Genomic DNA, 19,319 nt, shown 5'->3' on the forward strand with positions numbered 1-19,319 from the left:
TCCGTTTATTTTTTCGTTTTTAGTACGTGATCTCTAGCTCTTGCCGTCCAGCTCCTCGAGGAAAAGCTGTATGTAGTAACTCAAGATATAACACATGTTGTCAACGAGGTCAGTAGCTTTTGTTTGGGCTAAGTAGGGAAAAGCGCAACTTTTTCCTAGGGAAAAGCAAACTCTTGTACTAAACAATGTATGCCATTGAACCGATAAAATTGTTAGAAGCAATAACGTGGGAGAGTGTAAAAATGCAAATTACCAATCAGGCTAGCAGCAACCCCGTCATAGCCCATGAAAAAAACCTTGAATTTAAGCAAGGTGAAATATATAGAGCAACCATTAAAGAAAGAGGTCCAGAAAACGAAGCGATATTACAAATACGTGGACGAGAAATTCAGGTCAAATTTGAAGGACATCGCCCTATGCACGATAGAGTGACAGTTCAAATAAACGGGCAATTAGATCAATATATTCAGGTGAAAGCTATTGTCACAGCACCCGCTGCGAGCCAACATGCAGAGGGATCGAACATAAATCAAGTTTTACGCAACCTTGGTGTTGCCAACCCTTCGGCTGAATTGAGGCAGGCAACTCAAATGATTCTAGATAAAGATATGCCATTAAATCGAGAGTCTGTTCACAATCTAAGGGAATTTGTAGATAAAGAAAAAGGAACTAGTGAACAACGATTAAGCACTGTTCAAGCAGTTGTAAATAAACGCTTAGAGATAACGACGAGTCATTTACGTTCTGTTCATGAAGCCCTTAATGGTCGCCCGTTACATGAGGTTTTAACAAATATTGCAAAGGTTCATGATCAAAATTTTCAAATTAACAAAGAACAAAAGGAAATTGTTACAGTGCCAGGAAGAACAATTAGTGAACAGGTGCTTGAAGTACGAGAGCAGATCAGTGCTAATCTTCAAGAGCAAGAGAGAAACAAACCGTCTGAGTTATTAAAACAAATGCAAGTGACTGTGCAAAGAGAAGCTAATTTCCTAAATGCTGTAAGTCTCCTTCAAAATCAAATTGTGCAAGATGTGTTTGCACGTCCGATCAACGAAAAGTTAAACGAAGCGATAGAAGCTGCGATGAAACTAAAAGAAGAAGGGCGAGAACTTGCAGCAAGGGAACTAATGATGCAAGCTTTTACAGCTGTTGAACATTCGGTGTCTAAATTAGATCAAGCCGCTCCAAAACCAGAAGTACAACAGTACATGTTAAATGAAGCTTTTCAAACTCAGCAGGTAAGTAGTAAAGATTTTATCGTTCAAACGATTACTGAAAAGTTAGCAAGAGCTCGAGGGGAATTCAAATCACTGCAAAGAGAAATGATGAGAAATCTAGATAATATACAACGTTTGAGCGAAAGCTTCAAAAGTCAAGCAGTCCCTCAAGTTAAGCCTTTGCTTGAAACTACGATTAAGAAGCTAGATCATGCCATTTTAAAAAGTGAAATGATGCTTTTAACGGATATGAAAACAGAAAAAAGCTTAATGCAGGCAAGTAGTCAGTTGGCTGAAGCTAAAAAACTATTAAATAAAGGAAACTTTCAGGAAGCAAATAAAATCGTCCAAGAAGTAAAAAGTATGATTGAAAGACTAGAGTTTAAACCTTCTGAAGTAAAGGTTAAACACTTTATCTCTAAGGAAGAGCAAAACCTTATAGTTCGTACGGGATCACAGCAAATAGTCAAACAAATAGATGAATTAACTCAAAGAGCAACAATGCAAGAGGCATCAGCTAGACAAACCTTTGAACTTATCCGTGGACTTGGGTTAAACAGGGATACTGAGGTAGCACAACTGTTGGCTAGTGGAAAACATGGTGATGGCGATCTAAATCAAAATATGAAACAAGCTCTCATGCAGTTAATGAAACAAGAAGCAGAGCAAGGTCGTGTTTCTCAGCAAACTAGTCAAGCACTTTTAAACATCACAGGTCAACAACTCCTTAGCAAGTCAGATACTAGTAATCTTCAAAGTATGTTTTTTAACTTGCCTCTTTTATTACAAGACGAGGTGAAGAATTTACAAGTATTCGTCAATTCAAGAAATGAAGGTCAGCAAGTTGATTGGGAAAATTGTAGCCTATATTTTTTAATTGAAACTAAGAAGTTAGGGGAAGTCGGTATTTTAGTTACAGCTATAGAACGGAACCTTTCCTTAACAATAAAAAATGATCAGCCTTCATTCAAGGAGAGGATCGAGCCATTAGCAGAAGCTTGTAAAGAAAAATTAAAGTACGTCGGGTTTAACATTGCAAACCTTACCTTTACGAAATTACATGCCTTAGAAAATAAACAACAAGAGTCAAAGCTGGATAAAGAGATTACGGAAAGAACTACAGCAACTTTTACTGAGAAGGGATTTGATTACAAAATATGATGGTTTCAAAACACTTTAATAATAAACAAAGAAAAATGGTGAATGGTCGAAGTGCAGCGGTCATTCGCTATGATGAGAATTCTTTTGGCCCCCAAGTAGTTGCACATGGGAAAGGTTATGTTGCAAATCAAATAATTGAACTTGCTAATAAAAATAATATTTATTTGCAAGAAGATGCAATGCTTGTTGAAAATCTCCTAGACATGGATTTAGGGGATAATATTCCGCCTCAACTATACGCAGTTATGGCAGAAATCTTATTATTAATTGAAGAAATGGAGAATAACTATTAAACTTCGACATTTTTCTACCGATACAATAAGTAGACAGGTTTTGGAGGGGAACAAATGACACTCATAACAAAAGAGGCGCTTCATAAGAAATCACCACAAGAGATTACTGCACTTCTATACGAGGCTTGTATGAAAAATCTAGAAGACGCAAAAAGCGCTATTGCTCAAAAGAATTATAATTCAGCAAATGAAAAACTTCAAAAAGCCAACGATATATTGGAACGTTTGGGTGCTGGACTCAACTATGAAGCTGGTATAGTTGCAGATCAATTAGATGCAGTATATAACTACATGGCAGATCGCCTAATAAAAGCCAATCTTAACAAGGATATAATCATCATTGATGAACTATTAATCCTCTTAAAAGAGCTTTCATCCGCTTGGAATAAGGCACTGGTTGTTAATAAAGATACTCAAGTTAAAACTAGCAAACAAAAAACGAGTGCATATGAACAACATTCACTCTACGATAATTAAGTTAAAGGGAGTTATGTAAAATGAAAATTAATAATAATATTCAAGCGTTGAACGCATATCGGAATTTGTCGGGAAACCAATTTAAAACATCAAAAAACCTTGAGAAGCTATCATCAGGTCTACGTATTAACCGTGCTGCGGATGATGCAGCAGGTCTTGCAATTTCCGAAAAAATGCGTTCCCAAATCCGCGGACTTAAACAAGCTGAAAGAAATGCATTAGACGGAATTTCATTAATTCAAACTGCAGAGGGTGCGATGCAAGAAATCCATGCGATGCTTCAGAGGATGCGTGAATTAACAGTACAAGCAGCTAACGATACAAATGAAGCAGTAGACAGACAAGCGATAAAAGGTGAGATTGATCAATTGGTTGATGAAATCGAGGCAATTTCACAGAGAACAGAATTTAACCAAAAGAAATTATTAAATGGAACGTTTGCGACGGCAGGGTTAGACTTCCAAATTGGTGCAAACGCCAATCAAAAGGTTACTCTTACTATTGCAAAAATGACTTCTGACAATACTGGGTTAAATGTTTCTAAGGCAGCAATTCTTGTGAATTCGCATGCAGCAGCTAATACGTCTATAACTAGTATCGATGCGGCAATTACGAAAGTTTCTGAAAGTCGTTCGAAACTAGGTGCGATTCAAAATCGACTAGAGCACACAATTAACAATTTACAAGTGACTCATGAAAATTTAACTGCATCTGAATCGCGAATTCGTGACGCTGATATGGCGCTTGAAATGACTGAGTTTACACGTAACAATATTATTAATCAAGCCGCAACTGCAATGCTTGCTCAAGCAAACCAATTACCACAAGGTGTGCTTCAATTATTGCAATAATCATCAGTTTACTAGGAAGTAAGGTCTTTAATGATCTTGCTTCTTTTTACTAAAGGCCAATTCTTACATTGTGGCTTTCTAAAACATATTCCTTGCGCAAAGTAAAAATCAAGTTGTAAGTTAGAAAAGGAAATGCTTATTTATTCTCAAAAGCTTCACGCTTTGCGTGAAGAACCAAGCATTCGCTTGGTTACGACCTAAAAGCTAATAGCAACAATCTTTTAGAAAAGAGCGATTAAAAAACAACAATCTATACGATTAGAGCTTCTAAAAAAAAATGAAATGTTATTTTGTTTACGTATGCTATAATCATTTATATCTTAACGCTAAAGTGGTGAAAAAAATGGACGTACAAAGAGTCGGACGGACAGGTATAAATAAACCCGAAGCAAAAAAAGCGGCTCCACAAGCAAGTACTTCATTTACAGAAGTCATGCAAAGAGGTCGAGACGAACAAGCCTATGCAAAGCTTGATAAATTAATGAGAGATATTGATGATCAAGGAAAAGTCTTGGCGGATTTTCGCTCGGTTGACGAACTCCGCAAATATAAAGCTCTTGTAAAAGAATTTATGGAGGATGCAGTAAAACTTGGCTTAAGCCTTGAGGAACGTCGAGGGTTTAATCGTCGTGGTCGAACGAAAGTCTACAAAATCGTCAAAGAAGTAGATCGGAAACTACTAGAATTAACTGATGCTGTTCTAAAAAAGGAGAAAAGTGGTTTAGAAATACTTGATATGGTTGGTGAAATTAAAGGGTTAATTGTTAATGTCTACGCATAGGAGTGTAGAGTTGATTGTGGAAAGTTTCTAAAATCAGAGACAATGGGTTTGGGACTAAAACGATACTAAATCAAAAAAGGGATATTGATCCCTTTTTTGATTCTAAACCGGTTCATATGGTGTAATTTCTCTAAAAATAAACGTTTTTGTTGTATTCATAATTGGTTGGAAGTTTTCAAAAGCAGATATTGGATGCACTTCGCTAATATTTAGGGAATAAAAGACAGATTTATCAACTTTTAAACTATAAAGATAATAGTCATCTAAATGGCCAGTAGTCTTGTTTTTGACTTGAGTATAGCCTGATATGATAATGGTTTCACAAGTAGGTAAAAGTGAAAAGACATAGGAACATAAGTAAAGGGCGGTGCCACCAACCATGATCGCGTAGTGTTCACGCAGTTCGCGTTGTGATTTTTTTTGTATCTTTACTTTTCCAGACTTTAGTATTTCTGCTTTTGTTAATGGGATTTCTTCCATTTGTGGTAAATCTACATCCAGGTAGACAGTATTGGGCGTAATGATTTCAAAAGAAACATTTGTGTCTAATGGAAAATCTAGCATAGCTAGGAAGCTTTCTAGCCAAAGTTCCATCCCACCAATATCACCGCTAATAACCCTCTCTACTTTTGCTGATCGTTTGAGTTTTGCTTCTTCGTATTCTTCTTTTGCTTGCTCATATAATTTTAATTCATGCTCGTATTGTTGGTTAGCTTCACTTTTCACCTTTTCTATAAAAAGGTTTCGCTTTTTAGGGAGCAGTAAACTGAGCCTCTCAAGGAAACTTAAATTTTCCTCAAATTCAACTTTTAATTCTTCATAGATTTCCTTGTTATTTGGCTTTTGTACATCAAGAGTCACTGTTTTCCGTGCTAATTCTCTAAGTTCGTCTGGTGATCTTTCATGTAAAATTTCTTTGTGGAGATTAAGCAGCTGTTTTGTATGTGAATTTATCTCTTCTTCTTTTTGGTCATATATTCTTTGAATATCATCTTGAAAATCGCGTTTGATTTCTCTTTCAATTGCTGGTGGTACTCTTTGGCCTTCTTCATCAACAAAAACGAGGGATTGAGATTCTTTATCGAAATTTAATGTGACTGCTCCAGAAATATCCTGTTTTCCGTTTTTTTGGCTTGAAGAGTGTCCAATTGCTTTATCTAATTTTGTTCGATAAGAGAGGCCACTGCCTGGGATACCGATGTTGCCATAAAGTCCGCTACGTCCCAATGTAATACTACTGCCACGTCTTCCAACCGAGGTACTAACTCCACGCTTACTTATATTTAATCGTAGACCTGGTGCTATCTTCACTCGTTTTTGAAATCGAAAGCTCATGATAAAACACTCCTAAATTTGATGTCAGTTATATCGTACTAAACTTTTACATAATTATAAAGCAATATTTCACAATTTGTTCAAAAAATGCGCTATGATAAGCAAAAGGTGGGACTAAATTGGCTAAAGGAGAATTTGTTTTTAAGACGAAATTGCCTATAGATAAAAACATAGCATGGAATTTTTTTAATGATATTAATAATTTAGTTCGGATCATTGCTTTCCCGAAAATTACGATTATCCTTTATGAGGGAGTGAAGAAGGGTAGCAAAACTGAACTTGACTTAAACTTTTATCTCTTCAAAACAAAATGGCTGTTAACCTATGTTGAGGTTGATAAAGGTCATTATTTCATCGATAAAAGTACGTCTTTACCATTCCCTTTTAAAAGTTGGGAGCATACTCATTCCTTTGAAGAAGAAGATGGGAAAGTAACGATAATGACCGATAAGGTTAGGTTTGAATCATATCTTCCAGGATTTATTACAAAGATTGGTCTTTATTTAGGCTCTTTTCGTAAACATTGTGGCTTTTTAACGTAAAATAATTGGAAAAATTTCATAGATGAAGATATCACTCAATAAATTGAGTAAGAAAAGAGCACTACTTACTAAATAAGTTGTGAATTTTTAGTGTTATTGTGTAAAAATCCGGCTTTTGGGATTTTTACGAAAGCAACAAACTTTGGAAAACAGCCTTATTTTATGTTTAGAGGTCGGCAACGCTCAATAAGAAAACACCTTCTAAAATAAGAGAAGGTGTTTTCTGCAAATAATGATATTTAACTACCAGCCACGTTCATACGATTTAGGTACTTCAATAGAAGTATTAAGTTCTTTAGCAAATGTTCTTGGTAAGTAGGGGTCTCGTAAAAATGGTCGAGCGATGAAAATAAGGTCAGCTCTTTCATTTCGTAAAATTTCTTCTGCTTGATTTCCTGTTGTTATCAGGCCTACTGCGCCAGTAGGAATAGTAGCTTGGTGACGAATGGTTTCTGCATAGCGAACTTGATAGCCAGGGTAAGCATCAATTGCTGCGGGAACAACGGCTCCCGAGCTACAATCAATTAGGTCTATGCCTTGTGCTTTCATTTTTTTGCCATATTCAACAAAGACATCTAAGCTATTTCCTTCCTTTGCATATTCATTTGCGGAAATGCGAACGAAAAGTGGACCTTCCCAGACTGTTTTTATATTGTTAATTACATGTTTTAATATCTCATAACGTCTCTCGGGAGTGCCTCCAAAGGCATCATCACGGTGATTAGTTAATGGAGATAAGAATTCATTGAGTAAATACCCGTGTGCAGCATGGATCTCAATTACATCGAAACCAGCTTGCTTAGCTCGTTCTGCCCCTTTTTTAAAGGCCTCGACCGTCTCAAAAATTTGCTCTTCCGTCATTTCTTCAGGGGTTTGCATCGTTTCGTTAAATGGAATGGGAGATGGAGCAAAAATTGGACCTTTTACCATTGCTTTTCTACCGGCATGCGCTAACTGAATACCAATCTTCCCACCTAGTTCGTGTACATGATCCACCAAGCGCTTCAAACCTTCAATGTGGGCATCATCCCAAATACCCAGGTCTTGATCTGAAATTCTTCCTTGCGGTGTTACCGCTGTTGCTTCAATAATAATTAAACCTACTTGTCCTATTGCACGACTTCCATAGTGAGTAACATGCCAATCTGTAACGAATCCCTTCTTATTATCAGCCATATACATACACATAGGAGCCATTACTAGGCGATTTTTTAAAGTGATGTTTTTAAGTTCATAAGGTGAAAAAAGCAGTGAAGACACGGATGAACCCTCCTTTTATTCGTTTACTTAAATGTTATCACAAATCTTCCCAACTCACTAATGAAAATAGGTACTTTAATCCATACTAAAAAAAAGCTAGAGTAAAAAGGAGAAGGTTTATGAATCACATCAAACCGATCATTATCAAATTTATCATTTATTGTATTCTTATCACAATGGTGTTACTATTTTATGGATTTTCTTTTCTATCATTAGTTACATTGTCAGCAATATTAGCTGTTGTTACCTACGTTCTTGGTGATATGTTTACTTTACCATTGAAAGGCAATTGGGTTGCTACACTTACTGATGGAGCAACGGTTTTTCTGGGTGTATTGATTTGGATTGTACCTACTTATGGTTTTTATTTTTCCACTATTGGAGGTGCATTATTTGTTGCATTTCTTGTGGCGGTTTGCGAGTGGTTTCTACACATTTACGTAATTGGCAGGCTAGATAGAGAGGACCGTGAACCAATTTATGATTAGGGTGTCATAGGACGACTGAAAAGCAACAAAGTTTACAAAGAGAGTCTTTGTTAAAGAAAGGTCAAAAATTGTTGCTTTTAAAATAACTAATAACGATTAGCTATATTAAGGTCTCGGGTATCTCTTCTAACATTGAACTTGTTTTAATCGCAGAAATATGGTTCATTGATTATAATAATTTGAGCAACAATCTTTTAGGAAAGAGCGTTACGAAAAGAGCATTAAAAATAGAAGGCCACTTGGCCTTCTATTTCTTCTGAAACATTTCTTGATTTAGATATATTAGTATTGAGCTTCGTGTCAGTATTCCTTTAAGCGCTCCGTCAGCGTCTGTCATGCAAATAAATGGGTTATTAATCGAAAGTGCTAAAGCTTTAGCAAAAGTGTCACTCATTTTCATGGTAGCAAGTTTTGAGCTCATTACATCTGAAACTTTAAAGTTGTGGAGGCGATCAAGCTCAATTCGTTCGAGTCCAAGGATTGAATCTAGAATTAACGCTTTACTAATAATACCGTTTAATTTTGATTCTTTGTCTAATACAGGAATGGCGGTGTAACCAGATTTAACTAGAACTAATAAGGCGTGCTCAAGACTGTTGTTTTGTTGAACATGTGCTACTTTCTCGATAGGGATGATTAAGCTCTTAATATTTTCTTCCAAAAACGTACAATTTTTTAAGGTTTCTTGAATCATTTTTATCACGTTCTTTTCATCTAGAGTTGTAAAAGTAATAAACATTCCACTCTCTAATACTAGGAGTCATTGATTTTTTTGTCAACTGGAAGCTCCTTCATATAAAAGAGAATAAATCTAGACTATTTGGACAGAATTCATAAAACGTTAGAGGTGAAGAAATGCATTCGAAGCAAACGGTTAAGTATACCTGTGATAAATATCCTTCTGGTAATTGTTATTACTATAAGCAGGAAATTATTACACATGATAGTTGGGAGAATCTCGATTCTTTAGCATGGTCAGCGCCTCGACCTATTACTAAAGAAACATTTTTAAAGCAAAAACAATTAGGATTTAAAACAGAAATTAATTACATCAACAAACAACCGGCAAAAATTATTCAATTTCAAACGTGAAAAAACCCTTAGAATTGAGGGTTTTTTTCAAAAGATAAGAATGTATATGCGTTTTTAGTACTTGGTGTCTAGCTTCAGGCGCCATCGGCTCGAGGTCAAATAACCTGCCAGATATAAAAGTGAAAAGCGCACTTTTAATCTGACAGAACATTTGCTTGTCGCCGATAGGCGGGCGCCTTGCGCTTTTCTTACGTTTTATAGGCTATTAGTTTAATCTTGCTTTTGTGTTTGCCCCGAGACCTTGATATATCTTGTCATTACTAGCTATTTTTTAAGCAAGAATCTATGAGAAGATAGCCATGCCAAAAATTTTCAGGGCTTTTATCAATCTTACTTTGTAAAAGATGTGACGCAGGTACAATTTTAACATTTTTTTGTTTAAGGCTTTTTACAGCCTCAGTGACACCCTTTACCGTTGCATCCCCTTTTACACCTACATGACCAATACCAATCGCATGGCCTTTGCGCTCAGCTACTTTTACAAGTTTATTCATTTGCTTATAAACATGACTACTTGACGAATGAGTATCATCTAAAAAAATATCACGCATTCCCCAAGGAACACCAAGTTCTTCAGCTAATCTAGGTATGACTGAATTAGGGGCTGTGCCACTGTCAATAAAGTATAAGTTGTATTCCTTAGCCGTTTCTAGTATTACCCTCATAATTGCTTCATCCTCGACAATAAGTGATCCCATATGATTGTTCATACCTTTTGCATGTGGGACACTCTCGATCGCTTGAACCACTCGCTTTTTTACCTCAGTTAAAGATAAATCCTTTGTAATAGGGTTTGGACCTAACCAAGAAGACTTTCCTTTTTTAGGTTGTAGTGGTAAGTGAATCATGACCTCTAATCCTAAACTATGGGCGAGTTCAGCCTGTTTTTTAGATTGTTCTAAAAAGGGCATTACGGCTACTGTTATTGGGATTTTTGTTTGAAAAAAGTCATGAACACCTTTGACATCACCACCAAAATCATCAATAATAATCGCAACCTTTACATCTTCTAAACTTTCAGCATTAATTGTTGGTGGAATAACCATCGTAAACAGACAAAGTAACAATAAAATCATATGTGTTGGTTTCATTTTTCTTTCCTCCATTACTGATTTCTTACATAATTTGTCCATCTCATAACAGTTTTAGCCTATTAACGATGCAAAAAAAAAGGAGATCTAAAGAAAGATCCCTCATAATTATTTTCTCATATTAAAAGCTGCATTTAATTGACCGCGGAGCATGCGCTCTCTAAGTTCATTTTCACGTAGTTTCTTTTGCTCCATTTTTCTAATTTCAAATGTTTGCATACCATCCTCCATTTTATTGGCAATGTCAACTAAGCGCTCTACATCGGAAAAAGAGAATTTTCTGGTTCCACCTTTTGATCGATCAGGAAAAATAAGCTTGCGTTCTTCGTAATAACGAATTTGTCTCTCTGATAAACCTGTTAACTCGCTCACGACGCCAATTGTAATAACTTTTTTATTTTTATAGGAAGACAAGTTTATCAACTCCTGTCTATAAAATATTTCATTTAGGCTAAATTCGGATGTTTAACAAACCAATTGCTTTTCCTTAATTAAAACTTACAGATCTTTACTGAAGTACGTTTACGAAAGATCCTTTTATAATAATAACACTATACCACTTTTTAGAAATCGGTAAGGGAATTTGTAAGAAAATCTATCAAGGAACGTTCTTTCTGTTTTAAGGTTAAGACTAAAAACAAGTATTTTTAAAAAATGGAAATAATAAAGGATAGGCGTCTCTTCTAGAGTATATGGGAAGTGGGCGCTTTTTTTGCAAGAATCTCGCTGCTTGCTACCAAAAGACTATAGTGATAAAATTTTAAATTATTAATCAATTCAACAAACAATTTACTGGTACTGAAAAAACTACAATTATGAGGTGACTATGAAATTATGAAGGTTTGTAAGTTTGGTGGAACATCGTTAGCAAGCGCTGAACAGATGAAAAAAGTAGCGAATATCGTTATGGCAGATACCGAAAGAAAAATTGTCGTTGTTTCAGCACCAGGAAAGAGATTTAAGGAAGATACGAAAGTAACTGATTTATTAATTTCTTTAGCAGATGAGGCATTAACTAATGGTGATGTCGACGAGGCTTTACGTTTAGTTGTCAGTCGTTATGAGCAAATTGCGTTGGCATTAAACTTATCAGAGGATATTGTTAGGATCATTACAGATGATTTAGAGTCACGATTAGCTGCAAAAGATGAAGGTGATCAGGAGTTTACCGACCTAATGAAAGCTAGTGGTGAAGATAATTGTGCAAAACTATTTTCTTTTTATCTACAATCATTAGGGGTGAATGCTCATTATGTAGATCCAAAGGAAGTAGGTTTGTTAGTAAGTAAAGAGTATGGAAATGCTCAAGTTCTTCCTGAAGCTTATGAGAATTTATACGCTAGAATGAGAAACAAAGAGGGTGTATTAATTTTCCCTGGATTTTTTGGCTACACAGAAGAGGGGACGCTTGTAACTTTTCCCCGTGGTGGCTCAGATATTACTGGTTCGATTGTGGCTGCTGCCGTGGAAGCAGAGCTATACGAAAATTTCACTGATGTAGATTCCGTTTTTGCTGCTAACCCAAATGTCGTACAAAACCCAGTGGAAATTAAAGAATTAACCTATCGCGAAATGCGAGAACTTTCTTACGCAGGTTTTTCAGTGTTTCATGATGAAGCGCTAATACCAGCTTTTAAAAAAGGAGTTCCTGTTTGTATTAAAAACACAAATAACCCAGCTGCTAGAGGAACGATGGTCGTAAACGAGCGGAATTTTATGATCAACCCAATTGTCGGGATAGCAAGCGATACTGGGTTTAGCACCATCTATGTAAGGAAATACTTAATGAACAGAGAAATTGGCTTTGGACGAAAGCTTTTAGAGATTTTAGAGGATCAGGGTCTCTCCTACGAGCATATGCCATCAGGTATTGATGATACATCGATCATCCTTAGAGATTCTCAGTTATCACCAGAGATAGAAGCGAGAATTGTTTCTCGCATTGAGAATGAACTTGACGTCGATGATGTTCACGTTGAGCACGACTTTGCAATGGTGATGATTGTCGGTGAAGGTATGAAAAAAATGGTTGGAATTACAGCTAAAGCGACAACGGGATTAGCCAGAGCAGGAGTAAATCTCCATATGATTAATCAAGGCTCATCTGAGGTCAGTATGGTATTTGGAGTTAAGTCTGTAGATGCTGACAAGGCTGTCAGAGAATTATATAACGATTTCTTCGTAGAAACAAAAAGCCCAGTTCTTTAAGAACTGGGTTTTTCTTCATCCTTTAAGACCTCGAAGCTTAGCTAAACAACTCTAGATTTTACACTTTCTACTTATCTCGTGACATATTAATAATTAACTGTTTTAATTCCTTTACTTCGTTTCTTAACTCAGCTAATTGGTCAGGTTCTTCTAATTTATCCGCCGCATCTGCTTTCTCGACATTACTTACAATAACCCCGATAAACAAGTTAAATATGACAAACGTCCCTACAAGGACAAACAAAACAAAGTAAATCCATGCCCATGGCAATTCGTGAAAAATTGGCCACATGACGCCACTAGCCCAAGATTCTAATGTAACGACTTGGAATAATGTCAATAAAGACAACTGGAGCGAGCCAAAATACTCTGGTGCGACTTCAGCAAAGAGCATGGTTCCAGTCACAGCAAAAATATAGAAAATAATGCTCATTAGAAGCATTATGTTTCCTAGAGCAGGTATCGTTAACAATAATGCATCGACTAGCTTACGTAAAGAAGGCAAAATGGAAATGGCCCTGAATACACGAAGTACACGTAAAATCCGTAATACCGTAACAAAGTGTGCGCCAACAAAAATGTGGCCAGCAGCAACGATTAAAAAGTCAAACCAATTCCAACTATTTTTGAAAAAATGGATGAATTTTTTTTCAGCAATCATTCGTAAGACGATCTCAACGGTGAAAATCCAGATAAGAGCTCTATCCATTAGGTAAAATAATTCTTTGTAAGATTCGTAAATTGATGGGTATGTTTCGAGGCCAACAATTATTGCATTAAACATAATGAGGCCAAGAATTGTTCCGGTAAAATACTTATGATTGACGAGCTGATGTATCTGACGTCGCAAATTAGGCATTTTTGTTTCTGTGTTGGGCATTTCAGACATAATGTTCCTCCGATAATAAAATCTTCTTTTAGCACTAACTTTTATTCTACTAAATATTTGAGCTCGATGAAACAGTTTAATTGCATTTTAGAAATAAGTTCAAGGTTGTAGCGGTCAGAATACTAGAATTACTCATACAAATACTCCTGGGAAAATAAAAATAGCCTAGCTAAGAACTAGGCCGTTACATACAGAAAGAAATGTTGATATCTACTATTTACTGCTACTTCACGACGGAATATTGTTTGCCGAGTTCCGTAGAGCGCTGGGCAGCTCTTTTAATGCATTCCACCATTGCTTCTTGGTATTGAAAGCTTTCAAGAACTTTAAAGCCAGCCTCAGTAGTCCCACCTGGACTCATTACTTGTTTATATAATGTTTTGGAAGAAAGAGTTGTAGACTTTATTCTTTCAGCTGCGCCGATAAGCACTTGTGCGATTAATTGTTTTGCTAGCTCCTCATCTAATCCGATTTCTTTTGCACCTATTTCCATGGCCTCGATTAAATAGTAAATATACGCAGGGCCGGACCCTGATAAACCAGTTATTGCATCCAATTTTTGTTCTTCGACAGTCACGACTTCGCCTATCGCTTTAAATAATGTTTCCGCTAGCATAGTATGTTCTTCTTTTGCAGAACTGCCACCTGAAATGGCGGTAATTGATTGGCCGACAGCAGCCGAAGTATTAGGCATTGTTCTAATAATCGGTGCCTCATGACAAAGTAATTGGGAGATACATGATGTCGATACACCTGCAAGTATCGAGATGAATATTTGCTTGTTTGTTGTGAACTCTTTAATTTTACCGATCGTCTCAGCGATATCCTTCGGTTTGATTGCAAAAATAATAATATCCATCTTTGGGAGTACTTCTTGATAGTTATAAAAAGTATTTACATGGTATTGTTCCTGTAAAAGGAGAAGTTTTTCTTTGTTACTTCGGTTTGTCACATTAATTTGCTGTGGCAGTAATATTTTTTTTGTTAAAATACCAGAGATCATTGCCTCAGCCATACTTCCAGCACCGATAAAAGCAACCTTTTTATTCGCTAACATATGGGTCCTCTCCTTCACTTTGTTTATTTACAGTGCTACTTAATTAAAGTCTTTATTGGTCATTGATTACACATTCCCCATTACGAACGAATTTGTCCGTTTCCTAAAATGAGATATTTTGAAGAGGTTAAGGCTTCTAACCCCATTGGTCCTCTAGCATGTAGCTTTTGGGTACTAATACCAATTTCTGCACCAAAGCCAAATTCATAGCCATCAGTAAAACGAGTCGAAGCATTATGATAAAGTGCAGCTGCATCTACATAAGTGAAGAATTGTTCAACATGTTTGTTAGTTTCGGTGATGATCGCTTCCGAATGTTTTGAACCATAAGTGGCAATATGTTTTATGGCTTCATCGACGGATGAAACAACCTTAACAGCTAACGTTAAATTTAAAAATTCGGTCTTCCAATCATCGTCTGATGCGCAGTTCACGCGTTTGTCTAATTGCTTTGCTAATTCATCCCCTCGTAGTTCAACACCTTTATTGATAAGAGCATCTACTAAGTCTGTAAAGTGTAGCTTCGCCCAATCTTTATGAACAAGTACGGTTTCACAAGCATTACAAACAGAAGGTCGTTGTGCTTTTGCATTTACCACAATATCTACTGCCATTTGATTTTGTGCCGTTTCGTCGATAAAAATATGACAGTTACCCACACCAGTTTCTAAAACAGGAACAGAAGCCTTTTCAACAACGGAACGGATAAGGGAGGCACCACCCCGTGGAATAAGAACATCTAAATATTCATTTAACTTAAACATTTTTTCTGCTGTTTCTCGTGATGTGTCTTCAATAAGCTGGACGGCTTCAACTGGTAGTGAACTTTGCTCAAGTCCGTGACGAATGGCTAGAACTAATGCTTTATTTGAATGAATGGCAGTAGAACTTCCACGTAAGATTACTGCATTCCCAGTTTTTAAACAAAGGCTAGCGGCGTCAACCGTTACATTCGGTCTTGCTTCATAAATCATTCCGACGACACCTAAAGGAACGCGGACTTTTTTAATTGCAGGCCATTGGGGCGGATGGCTTCAAACGTAACGTTCCCAACAGGATCTTCGAGTTCAAGTAATTGGTTGATGGCTGTGGCGATGTCTTTTAGTCTTTCTTCCGTTAATCTTAACCGATCTAGTAATCCCTCAGAAAGGCCAGCGTCTTTTCCAACTCCGATATCTTTTTCATTTTCTTGCAAAATAAAATTCATTTTATCGAGTAGTGCCCGACTGATATATGTTAATGCTTCATTTTTTTGCGCTGTGGAAGCCGCCGCCAATGCTCCGGTTACTTCTTTTGCTTTTTTTGCCTTTTGAATTAACTCATTCATTTTATCCCTCCGCTATGAAAATGTGATCCAATAATCGCGATGAATTGCTTCAGCATCTTGAGAGTTTGTTGTTTTTTTAACCTCAGAGCTTCCTTTTCCTTTAATTGTTAGTAACTCTTGGGAAGAGTAGTTAACTTGGCCTTTACCAATTACTTTTCCACGACTACTGATGACCTCTACGACATCACCTTTTTGAAAGGTTCCAGATACTTCTTGAATGCCGACTGGTAGTAAGCTTTTTCCTTTTGTCATGATTGCCTGAGCCGCACCATCATCAATGACAAGTTTACCAGTTGCTGTTGAGTGAAAAGCGATCCACTGTTTTTTGTTTTTGACTGATTTTTTCGTAGTGGAACCAATATATGTGCCGTCCCCTTTGCCAAGGAGGATATCCACTAATTTTTCAGTTCCTTGGCCAGTTCCAATAAAGACGTTTACACCGAGAGAATTTGCCGTTTTGGCAGCTAATATTTTTGATTTCATTCCTCCTGTACCTACTTTTGAGCCAGTTGATTTAGCTTGATCTAGTAGTTCGTCTCCTATGGAAGGGAGGTAATGATATTTTTTTGCCTCCGGATTTTTACGAGGGTCCTCATCGTACAGGCCGTTTATATCTGTTAAAACAGCTAAAAAATCTGCATGAACAAGGCCACTTACTAATGCAGAAAGCATGTCATTGTCACCGAATGTAAGTTCTGCTACAGAGGTAGAATCGTTCTCGTTGATAATCGGTACGACACCACGCACGAGTAGCTCTGTTAGAACAGCGTAGGCATTGTTATATTGTTCTTGGCTAACAAAGTCATTTCTTGTTAATAGAAGTTGGGCAACAACTATATCATGGTGTCCGAATACTTCTTCATAGCCTTGCATGAGTAGACCTTGCCCAACTGCTGCTGCTGCTTGTTTCCCTGCAATTGTCACTGGTCTTGTTGGATACCCAAGCTTAGTAAAGCCAGCGGCAACTGCTCCTGATGAAATTAAGATCACTTCATGTCCTAGTTTTTTTAGACTTGCCAAAGCGTTGGCGTGTTCAGTAAGCTTTTCAATTGAAAGACCACCATTACTGCATGTTAATGAACTACTGCCAATTTTTACGACAATGCGTTGCTTCCTCATCCTAGACCCCTCTTTTAAGAACAATATATTTTCTTTTGGATATTTTTTCTATGGCTCTTTCGTTTAGGTTGTGTTTTATCAAAAATTGTTGCTTTAAAAATAGAGACAAGATATATCACGGTCTCGGGGCTTTCCCATGAGAGCTTGATATTTCGGGTTAAATTTATTTCACTGCAAATAAAAAACTCCACCATCCTTATAAAAATAAGGACGGAAGAGTTTTTCATCCGCGGTACCACCTTAATTGACATCAGTTCGTGATGTCCTCTTAATTCCATTAACGCTGGTCACGGTTAGATTTTCCCTAACACTCGAGGGTAGGTTCAATAAACTTTGTACGATGGGATCTTTCAGCCGCTGAACCCCAATCTCTTTCGCCAAAGCATTTATTTACTAGTCCCTTTCAACACTTTACATTTTAAGTTTTTCTAATTATCTGACATTTATTTATTGCTGTCAATAGTTTTTTCTGTGTGAATTAAACCAATATCATTTATTAGAACAATGAAATTTACTTGGATATGAATTATAATAAATTTTACTATGGATGTAAAGTAGGGAAAAATAATGATCTAGAGGTGGAGCAATTGAAACATACGTTACATAATAAAATCATTGTTATTACTGGGGCCTCAAGTGGAATTGGTTTGAGATTAGCGATTGATGTGGCACAAAAGGGTGGAATACCAGTGCTTCTGGCACGTTCTACGGAAAAATTACAATCGGCAAGTGCAGAAATTCTAAAAACAACAGGCATCAGAGCCCCATACTTCACACTTGATGTTAGCAATCATGCTATGGTCTCTCAAACTTTTCATGATATCCTCAAAAACCATCAAAAGATTGATGTTTTAATAAATAATGCTGGTTTTGCTATCTTTGATACGTTTTTAGATTCAAAAGTAGCTGACATTGAAGAGATGTTTGCAGTAAATGTTTTCGGAGTAATTACATGTACGAAAGCAGTACTTCCGGCGATGCTGAAGGAAAACCAAGGTCATATTATCAATATTGCCTCACAGGCTGGAAAGCTTGCGACGCCTAAATCTAGTGTCTACTCAGCGACTAAACACGCGGTTTTAGCAATCACAAACAGCCTTCGGATGGAATTAATTAATACAAACATCTTTGTAAGTGCAGTCAATCCAGGGCCAATTAAAACTCCATTTTTTGATAGGGCTGATAGCAGCGGAAACTATGCCAAAAATGTTGAGAAATTTATGCTAGAGCCTAGCTATGTTTCAGAAAAAATTCTTCAATTAATTGATAAGCCTAAGCGAGAAATAAATTTGCCAGGTTGGATGGGATTAGGTACTACCATTTATCAACTATTTCCAAGCTTAGTTGAAAAAATTGCAGGGAAAAAATTGAACCAAAAATAAACTGAAAAACTTTTCAGCTAGATCTTTAAAAATTGAATGAATTCTACAATACGGTGAAGCACATCTTTTGTTATTGCGAGAAACGATGTTATATAATGAAACCAAAATCGTTTGAAAAAGGAGAGCGCTAATGGCTAGAAGAAAGGTTGAAAAAACAACGCTTTTTTCAGCTACTGAATCATTGCTAATTGAACAAGGTTACCGGGGATTTCACTTTAAGTCTTTATCTGAGCGGCTGAAAATTGGCAGAAGCACCTTATATGAATATTACACAAGTAAAGAAGAATTAATTACTGATTACCTAGTGCACATGTTGGATGGGATTATTGAGGAATGTAGCGAAATTTCGAAAACGGATGCTGTAGGTCAACTAAAAGAGATTTTAAAAATCCTTTTAAAGTATTCACAATTACATCAAATTGTCCTAGTCATTCCTTTTATTGATCCACATCATTCATCACAAGTCGAGATGGCACTTGCCAACTTAAAGCGAGATCATGACCTTTTATATGACAAAATTAGCAGTCTTATAGAAGTAGGTAAGAGTGAAAAGACGATTCGTAGTGATATTGAAACAGCGGTTATTGCTAGTATGATTTTTAATGCCATCCAAGTTCCCAATTCGCTAAAGATAAATGAGGAAAAATGGAGTGAAAAGGTTCTAGAAATTTTATTTACTGGAATTGGGTCGAATAAGTGAGTAAATGGTTGCTACCTAGGAGCAACCATTTTTTCACATTGAAAAC

19 protein-coding genes, 1 pseudogene and 1 other annotated feature are annotated in these 19,319 nt (G+C 36.6%); of the genes and pseudogenes, 11 read left to right on the forward strand and 9 right to left on the reverse strand.

The annotated features are described in order from the left end of the window. The first annotated feature begins 242 nt into the window (after positions 1-242). From H1D32_RS14230 to H1D32_RS14250, 5 genes are all read left to right on the forward strand, one after another. A complete protein-coding gene (locus H1D32_RS14230) occupies positions 243-2,381 on the forward strand; it encodes a hypothetical protein (RefSeq protein ID WP_261178965.1) in 2,139 nt (712 codons plus the stop codon). Then, positions 2,378-2,674: an EscU/YscU/HrcU family type III secretion system export apparatus switch protein gene (locus H1D32_RS14235; RefSeq protein WP_261178966.1), complete on the forward strand. Its 297-nt coding sequence runs from the start codon at positions 2,378-2,380 to the stop codon at positions 2,672-2,674. Before H1D32_RS14230 ends, H1D32_RS14235 begins: the two co-directional genes overlap by 4 nt. A 54-nt stretch (positions 2,675-2,728) precedes the next feature. Next, complete coding sequence (fliS, locus tag H1D32_RS14240) at positions 2,729-3,151, forward strand: flagellar export chaperone FliS (RefSeq protein WP_261178967.1); 423 nt, start codon at positions 2,729-2,731, stop codon at positions 3,149-3,151. Positions 3,152-3,171: 20 nt separating this feature from the next. Then, on the forward strand, positions 3,172-4,002 hold the full coding sequence (locus H1D32_RS14245) for a flagellin N-terminal helical domain-containing protein (protein WP_261178968.1): 831 nt from the start codon (positions 3,172-3,174) through the stop codon (positions 4,000-4,002). Between the two features lie 343 nt (positions 4,003-4,345). Beyond that, positions 4,346-4,783 carry a YaaR family protein gene (locus H1D32_RS14250; protein ID WP_261178969.1) on the forward strand — a complete coding sequence of 146 codons (438 nt, stop codon included), beginning with the start codon at positions 4,346-4,348 and terminating at the stop codon, positions 4,781-4,783. 102 nt (positions 4,784-4,885) lie between these two features. Here H1D32_RS14250 and H1D32_RS14255 read toward each other — a convergent pair whose 3' ends face one another. Next, positions 4,886-6,118, reverse strand: coding sequence for a DUF4236 domain-containing protein (locus tag H1D32_RS14255; RefSeq protein WP_261178971.1), 1,233 nt, complete (start codon positions 6,116-6,118; stop codon positions 4,886-4,888). A gap of 119 nt (positions 6,119-6,237) precedes the next feature. Between H1D32_RS14255 and H1D32_RS14260 the strand changes: the two genes are divergently transcribed. Beyond that, on the forward strand, positions 6,238-6,660 hold the full coding sequence (locus tag H1D32_RS14260; RefSeq protein ID WP_261178972.1) for an SRPBCC family protein: 423 nt from the start codon (positions 6,238-6,240) through the stop codon (positions 6,658-6,660). Positions 6,661-6,903: 243 nt separating this feature from the next. Here the strand turns inward: H1D32_RS14260 and namA are convergent, their stop codons facing one another. Further along, positions 6,904-7,920 carry an NADPH dehydrogenase NamA gene (gene namA / locus H1D32_RS14265; RefSeq protein ID WP_261178973.1) on the reverse strand — a complete coding sequence of 339 codons (1,017 nt, stop codon included), beginning with the start codon at positions 7,918-7,920 and terminating at the stop codon, positions 6,904-6,906. Between the two features lie 119 nt (positions 7,921-8,039). Between namA and H1D32_RS14270 the strand changes: the two genes are divergently transcribed. Next, positions 8,040-8,408 carry a YndM family protein gene (locus H1D32_RS14270; RefSeq protein ID WP_261178974.1) on the forward strand — a complete coding sequence of 123 codons (369 nt, stop codon included), beginning with the start codon at positions 8,040-8,042 and terminating at the stop codon, positions 8,406-8,408. Positions 8,409-8,655: 247 nt separating this feature from the next. Here H1D32_RS14270 and cbpB read toward each other — a convergent pair whose 3' ends face one another. Then, positions 8,656-9,102: a cyclic-di-AMP-binding protein CbpB gene (gene cbpB / locus H1D32_RS14275; RefSeq protein ID WP_261179268.1), complete on the reverse strand. Its 447-nt coding sequence runs from the start codon at positions 9,100-9,102 to the stop codon at positions 8,656-8,658. 161 nt (positions 9,103-9,263) lie between these two features. Between cbpB and H1D32_RS14280 the strand changes: the two genes are divergently transcribed. Beyond that, entirely contained in the window at positions 9,264-9,500 is a 237-nt protein-coding gene (locus H1D32_RS14280) for a hypothetical protein (protein ID WP_261178975.1), read from the forward strand. Between the two features lie 260 nt (positions 9,501-9,760). Here H1D32_RS14280 and H1D32_RS14285 read toward each other — a convergent pair whose 3' ends face one another. After that, positions 9,761-10,591, reverse strand: coding sequence for a divergent polysaccharide deacetylase family protein (locus tag H1D32_RS14285; RefSeq protein ID WP_261178976.1), 831 nt, complete (start codon positions 10,589-10,591; stop codon positions 9,761-9,763). Between the two features lie 108 nt (positions 10,592-10,699). After that, complete coding sequence (locus tag H1D32_RS14290) at positions 10,700-11,005, reverse strand: MerR family transcriptional regulator (RefSeq protein ID WP_261178977.1); 306 nt, start codon at positions 11,003-11,005, stop codon at positions 10,700-10,702. Between the two features lie 420 nt (positions 11,006-11,425). Here H1D32_RS14290 and H1D32_RS14295 point away from each other — a divergent pair, with 420 nt between their 5' ends. Beyond that, entirely contained in the window at positions 11,426-12,799 is a 1,374-nt protein-coding gene (locus H1D32_RS14295; protein ID WP_261178978.1) for an aspartate kinase, read from the forward strand. 67 nt (positions 12,800-12,866) lie between these two features. On the opposite strand, the gene H1D32_RS14300 is transcribed toward H1D32_RS14295, so the two are convergent. The 4 genes and pseudogenes from H1D32_RS14300 to proB form a co-directional block, all read right to left on the reverse strand. After that, complete coding sequence (locus tag H1D32_RS14300) at positions 12,867-13,679, reverse strand: ion transporter (RefSeq protein ID WP_261179269.1); 813 nt, start codon at positions 13,677-13,679, stop codon at positions 12,867-12,869. Positions 13,680-13,911: 232 nt separating this feature from the next. After that, positions 13,912-14,763: a pyrroline-5-carboxylate reductase gene (gene proC / locus H1D32_RS14305; RefSeq protein WP_261178979.1), complete on the reverse strand. Its 852-nt coding sequence runs from the start codon at positions 14,761-14,763 to the stop codon at positions 13,912-13,914. Between the two features lie 62 nt (positions 14,764-14,825). After that, a pseudogene (locus tag H1D32_RS14310) lies at positions 14,826-16,072 on the reverse strand (glutamate-5-semialdehyde dehydrogenase). A gap of 12 nt (positions 16,073-16,084) precedes the next feature. Beyond that, on the reverse strand, positions 16,085-17,191 hold the full coding sequence (proB, locus tag H1D32_RS14315) for a glutamate 5-kinase (protein WP_261178980.1): 1,107 nt from the start codon (positions 17,189-17,191) through the stop codon (positions 16,085-16,087). Between the two features lie 203 nt (positions 17,192-17,394). Beyond that, positions 17,395-17,607 (reverse strand) — a binding site (T-box leader). Between the two features lie 171 nt (positions 17,608-17,778). Here proB and H1D32_RS14320 point away from each other — a divergent pair. Next, positions 17,779-18,573 (forward strand): SDR family NAD(P)-dependent oxidoreductase, encoded by a 795-nt coding sequence (locus H1D32_RS14320; RefSeq protein WP_261178982.1) that lies wholly within the window; start codon positions 17,779-17,781, stop codon positions 18,571-18,573. Between the two features lie 130 nt (positions 18,574-18,703). Beyond that, a complete protein-coding gene (locus tag H1D32_RS14325) occupies positions 18,704-19,273 on the forward strand; it encodes a TetR/AcrR family transcriptional regulator (RefSeq protein WP_261178983.1) in 570 nt (189 codons plus the stop codon). Positions 19,274-19,319: the final 46 nt, after the last annotated feature.

The sequence above is a fragment of the Anaerobacillus sp. CMMVII genome (genome assembly GCF_025377685.1).
Lineage (GTDB): Bacteria > Bacillota > Bacilli > Bacillales > Anaerobacillaceae > Anaerobacillus.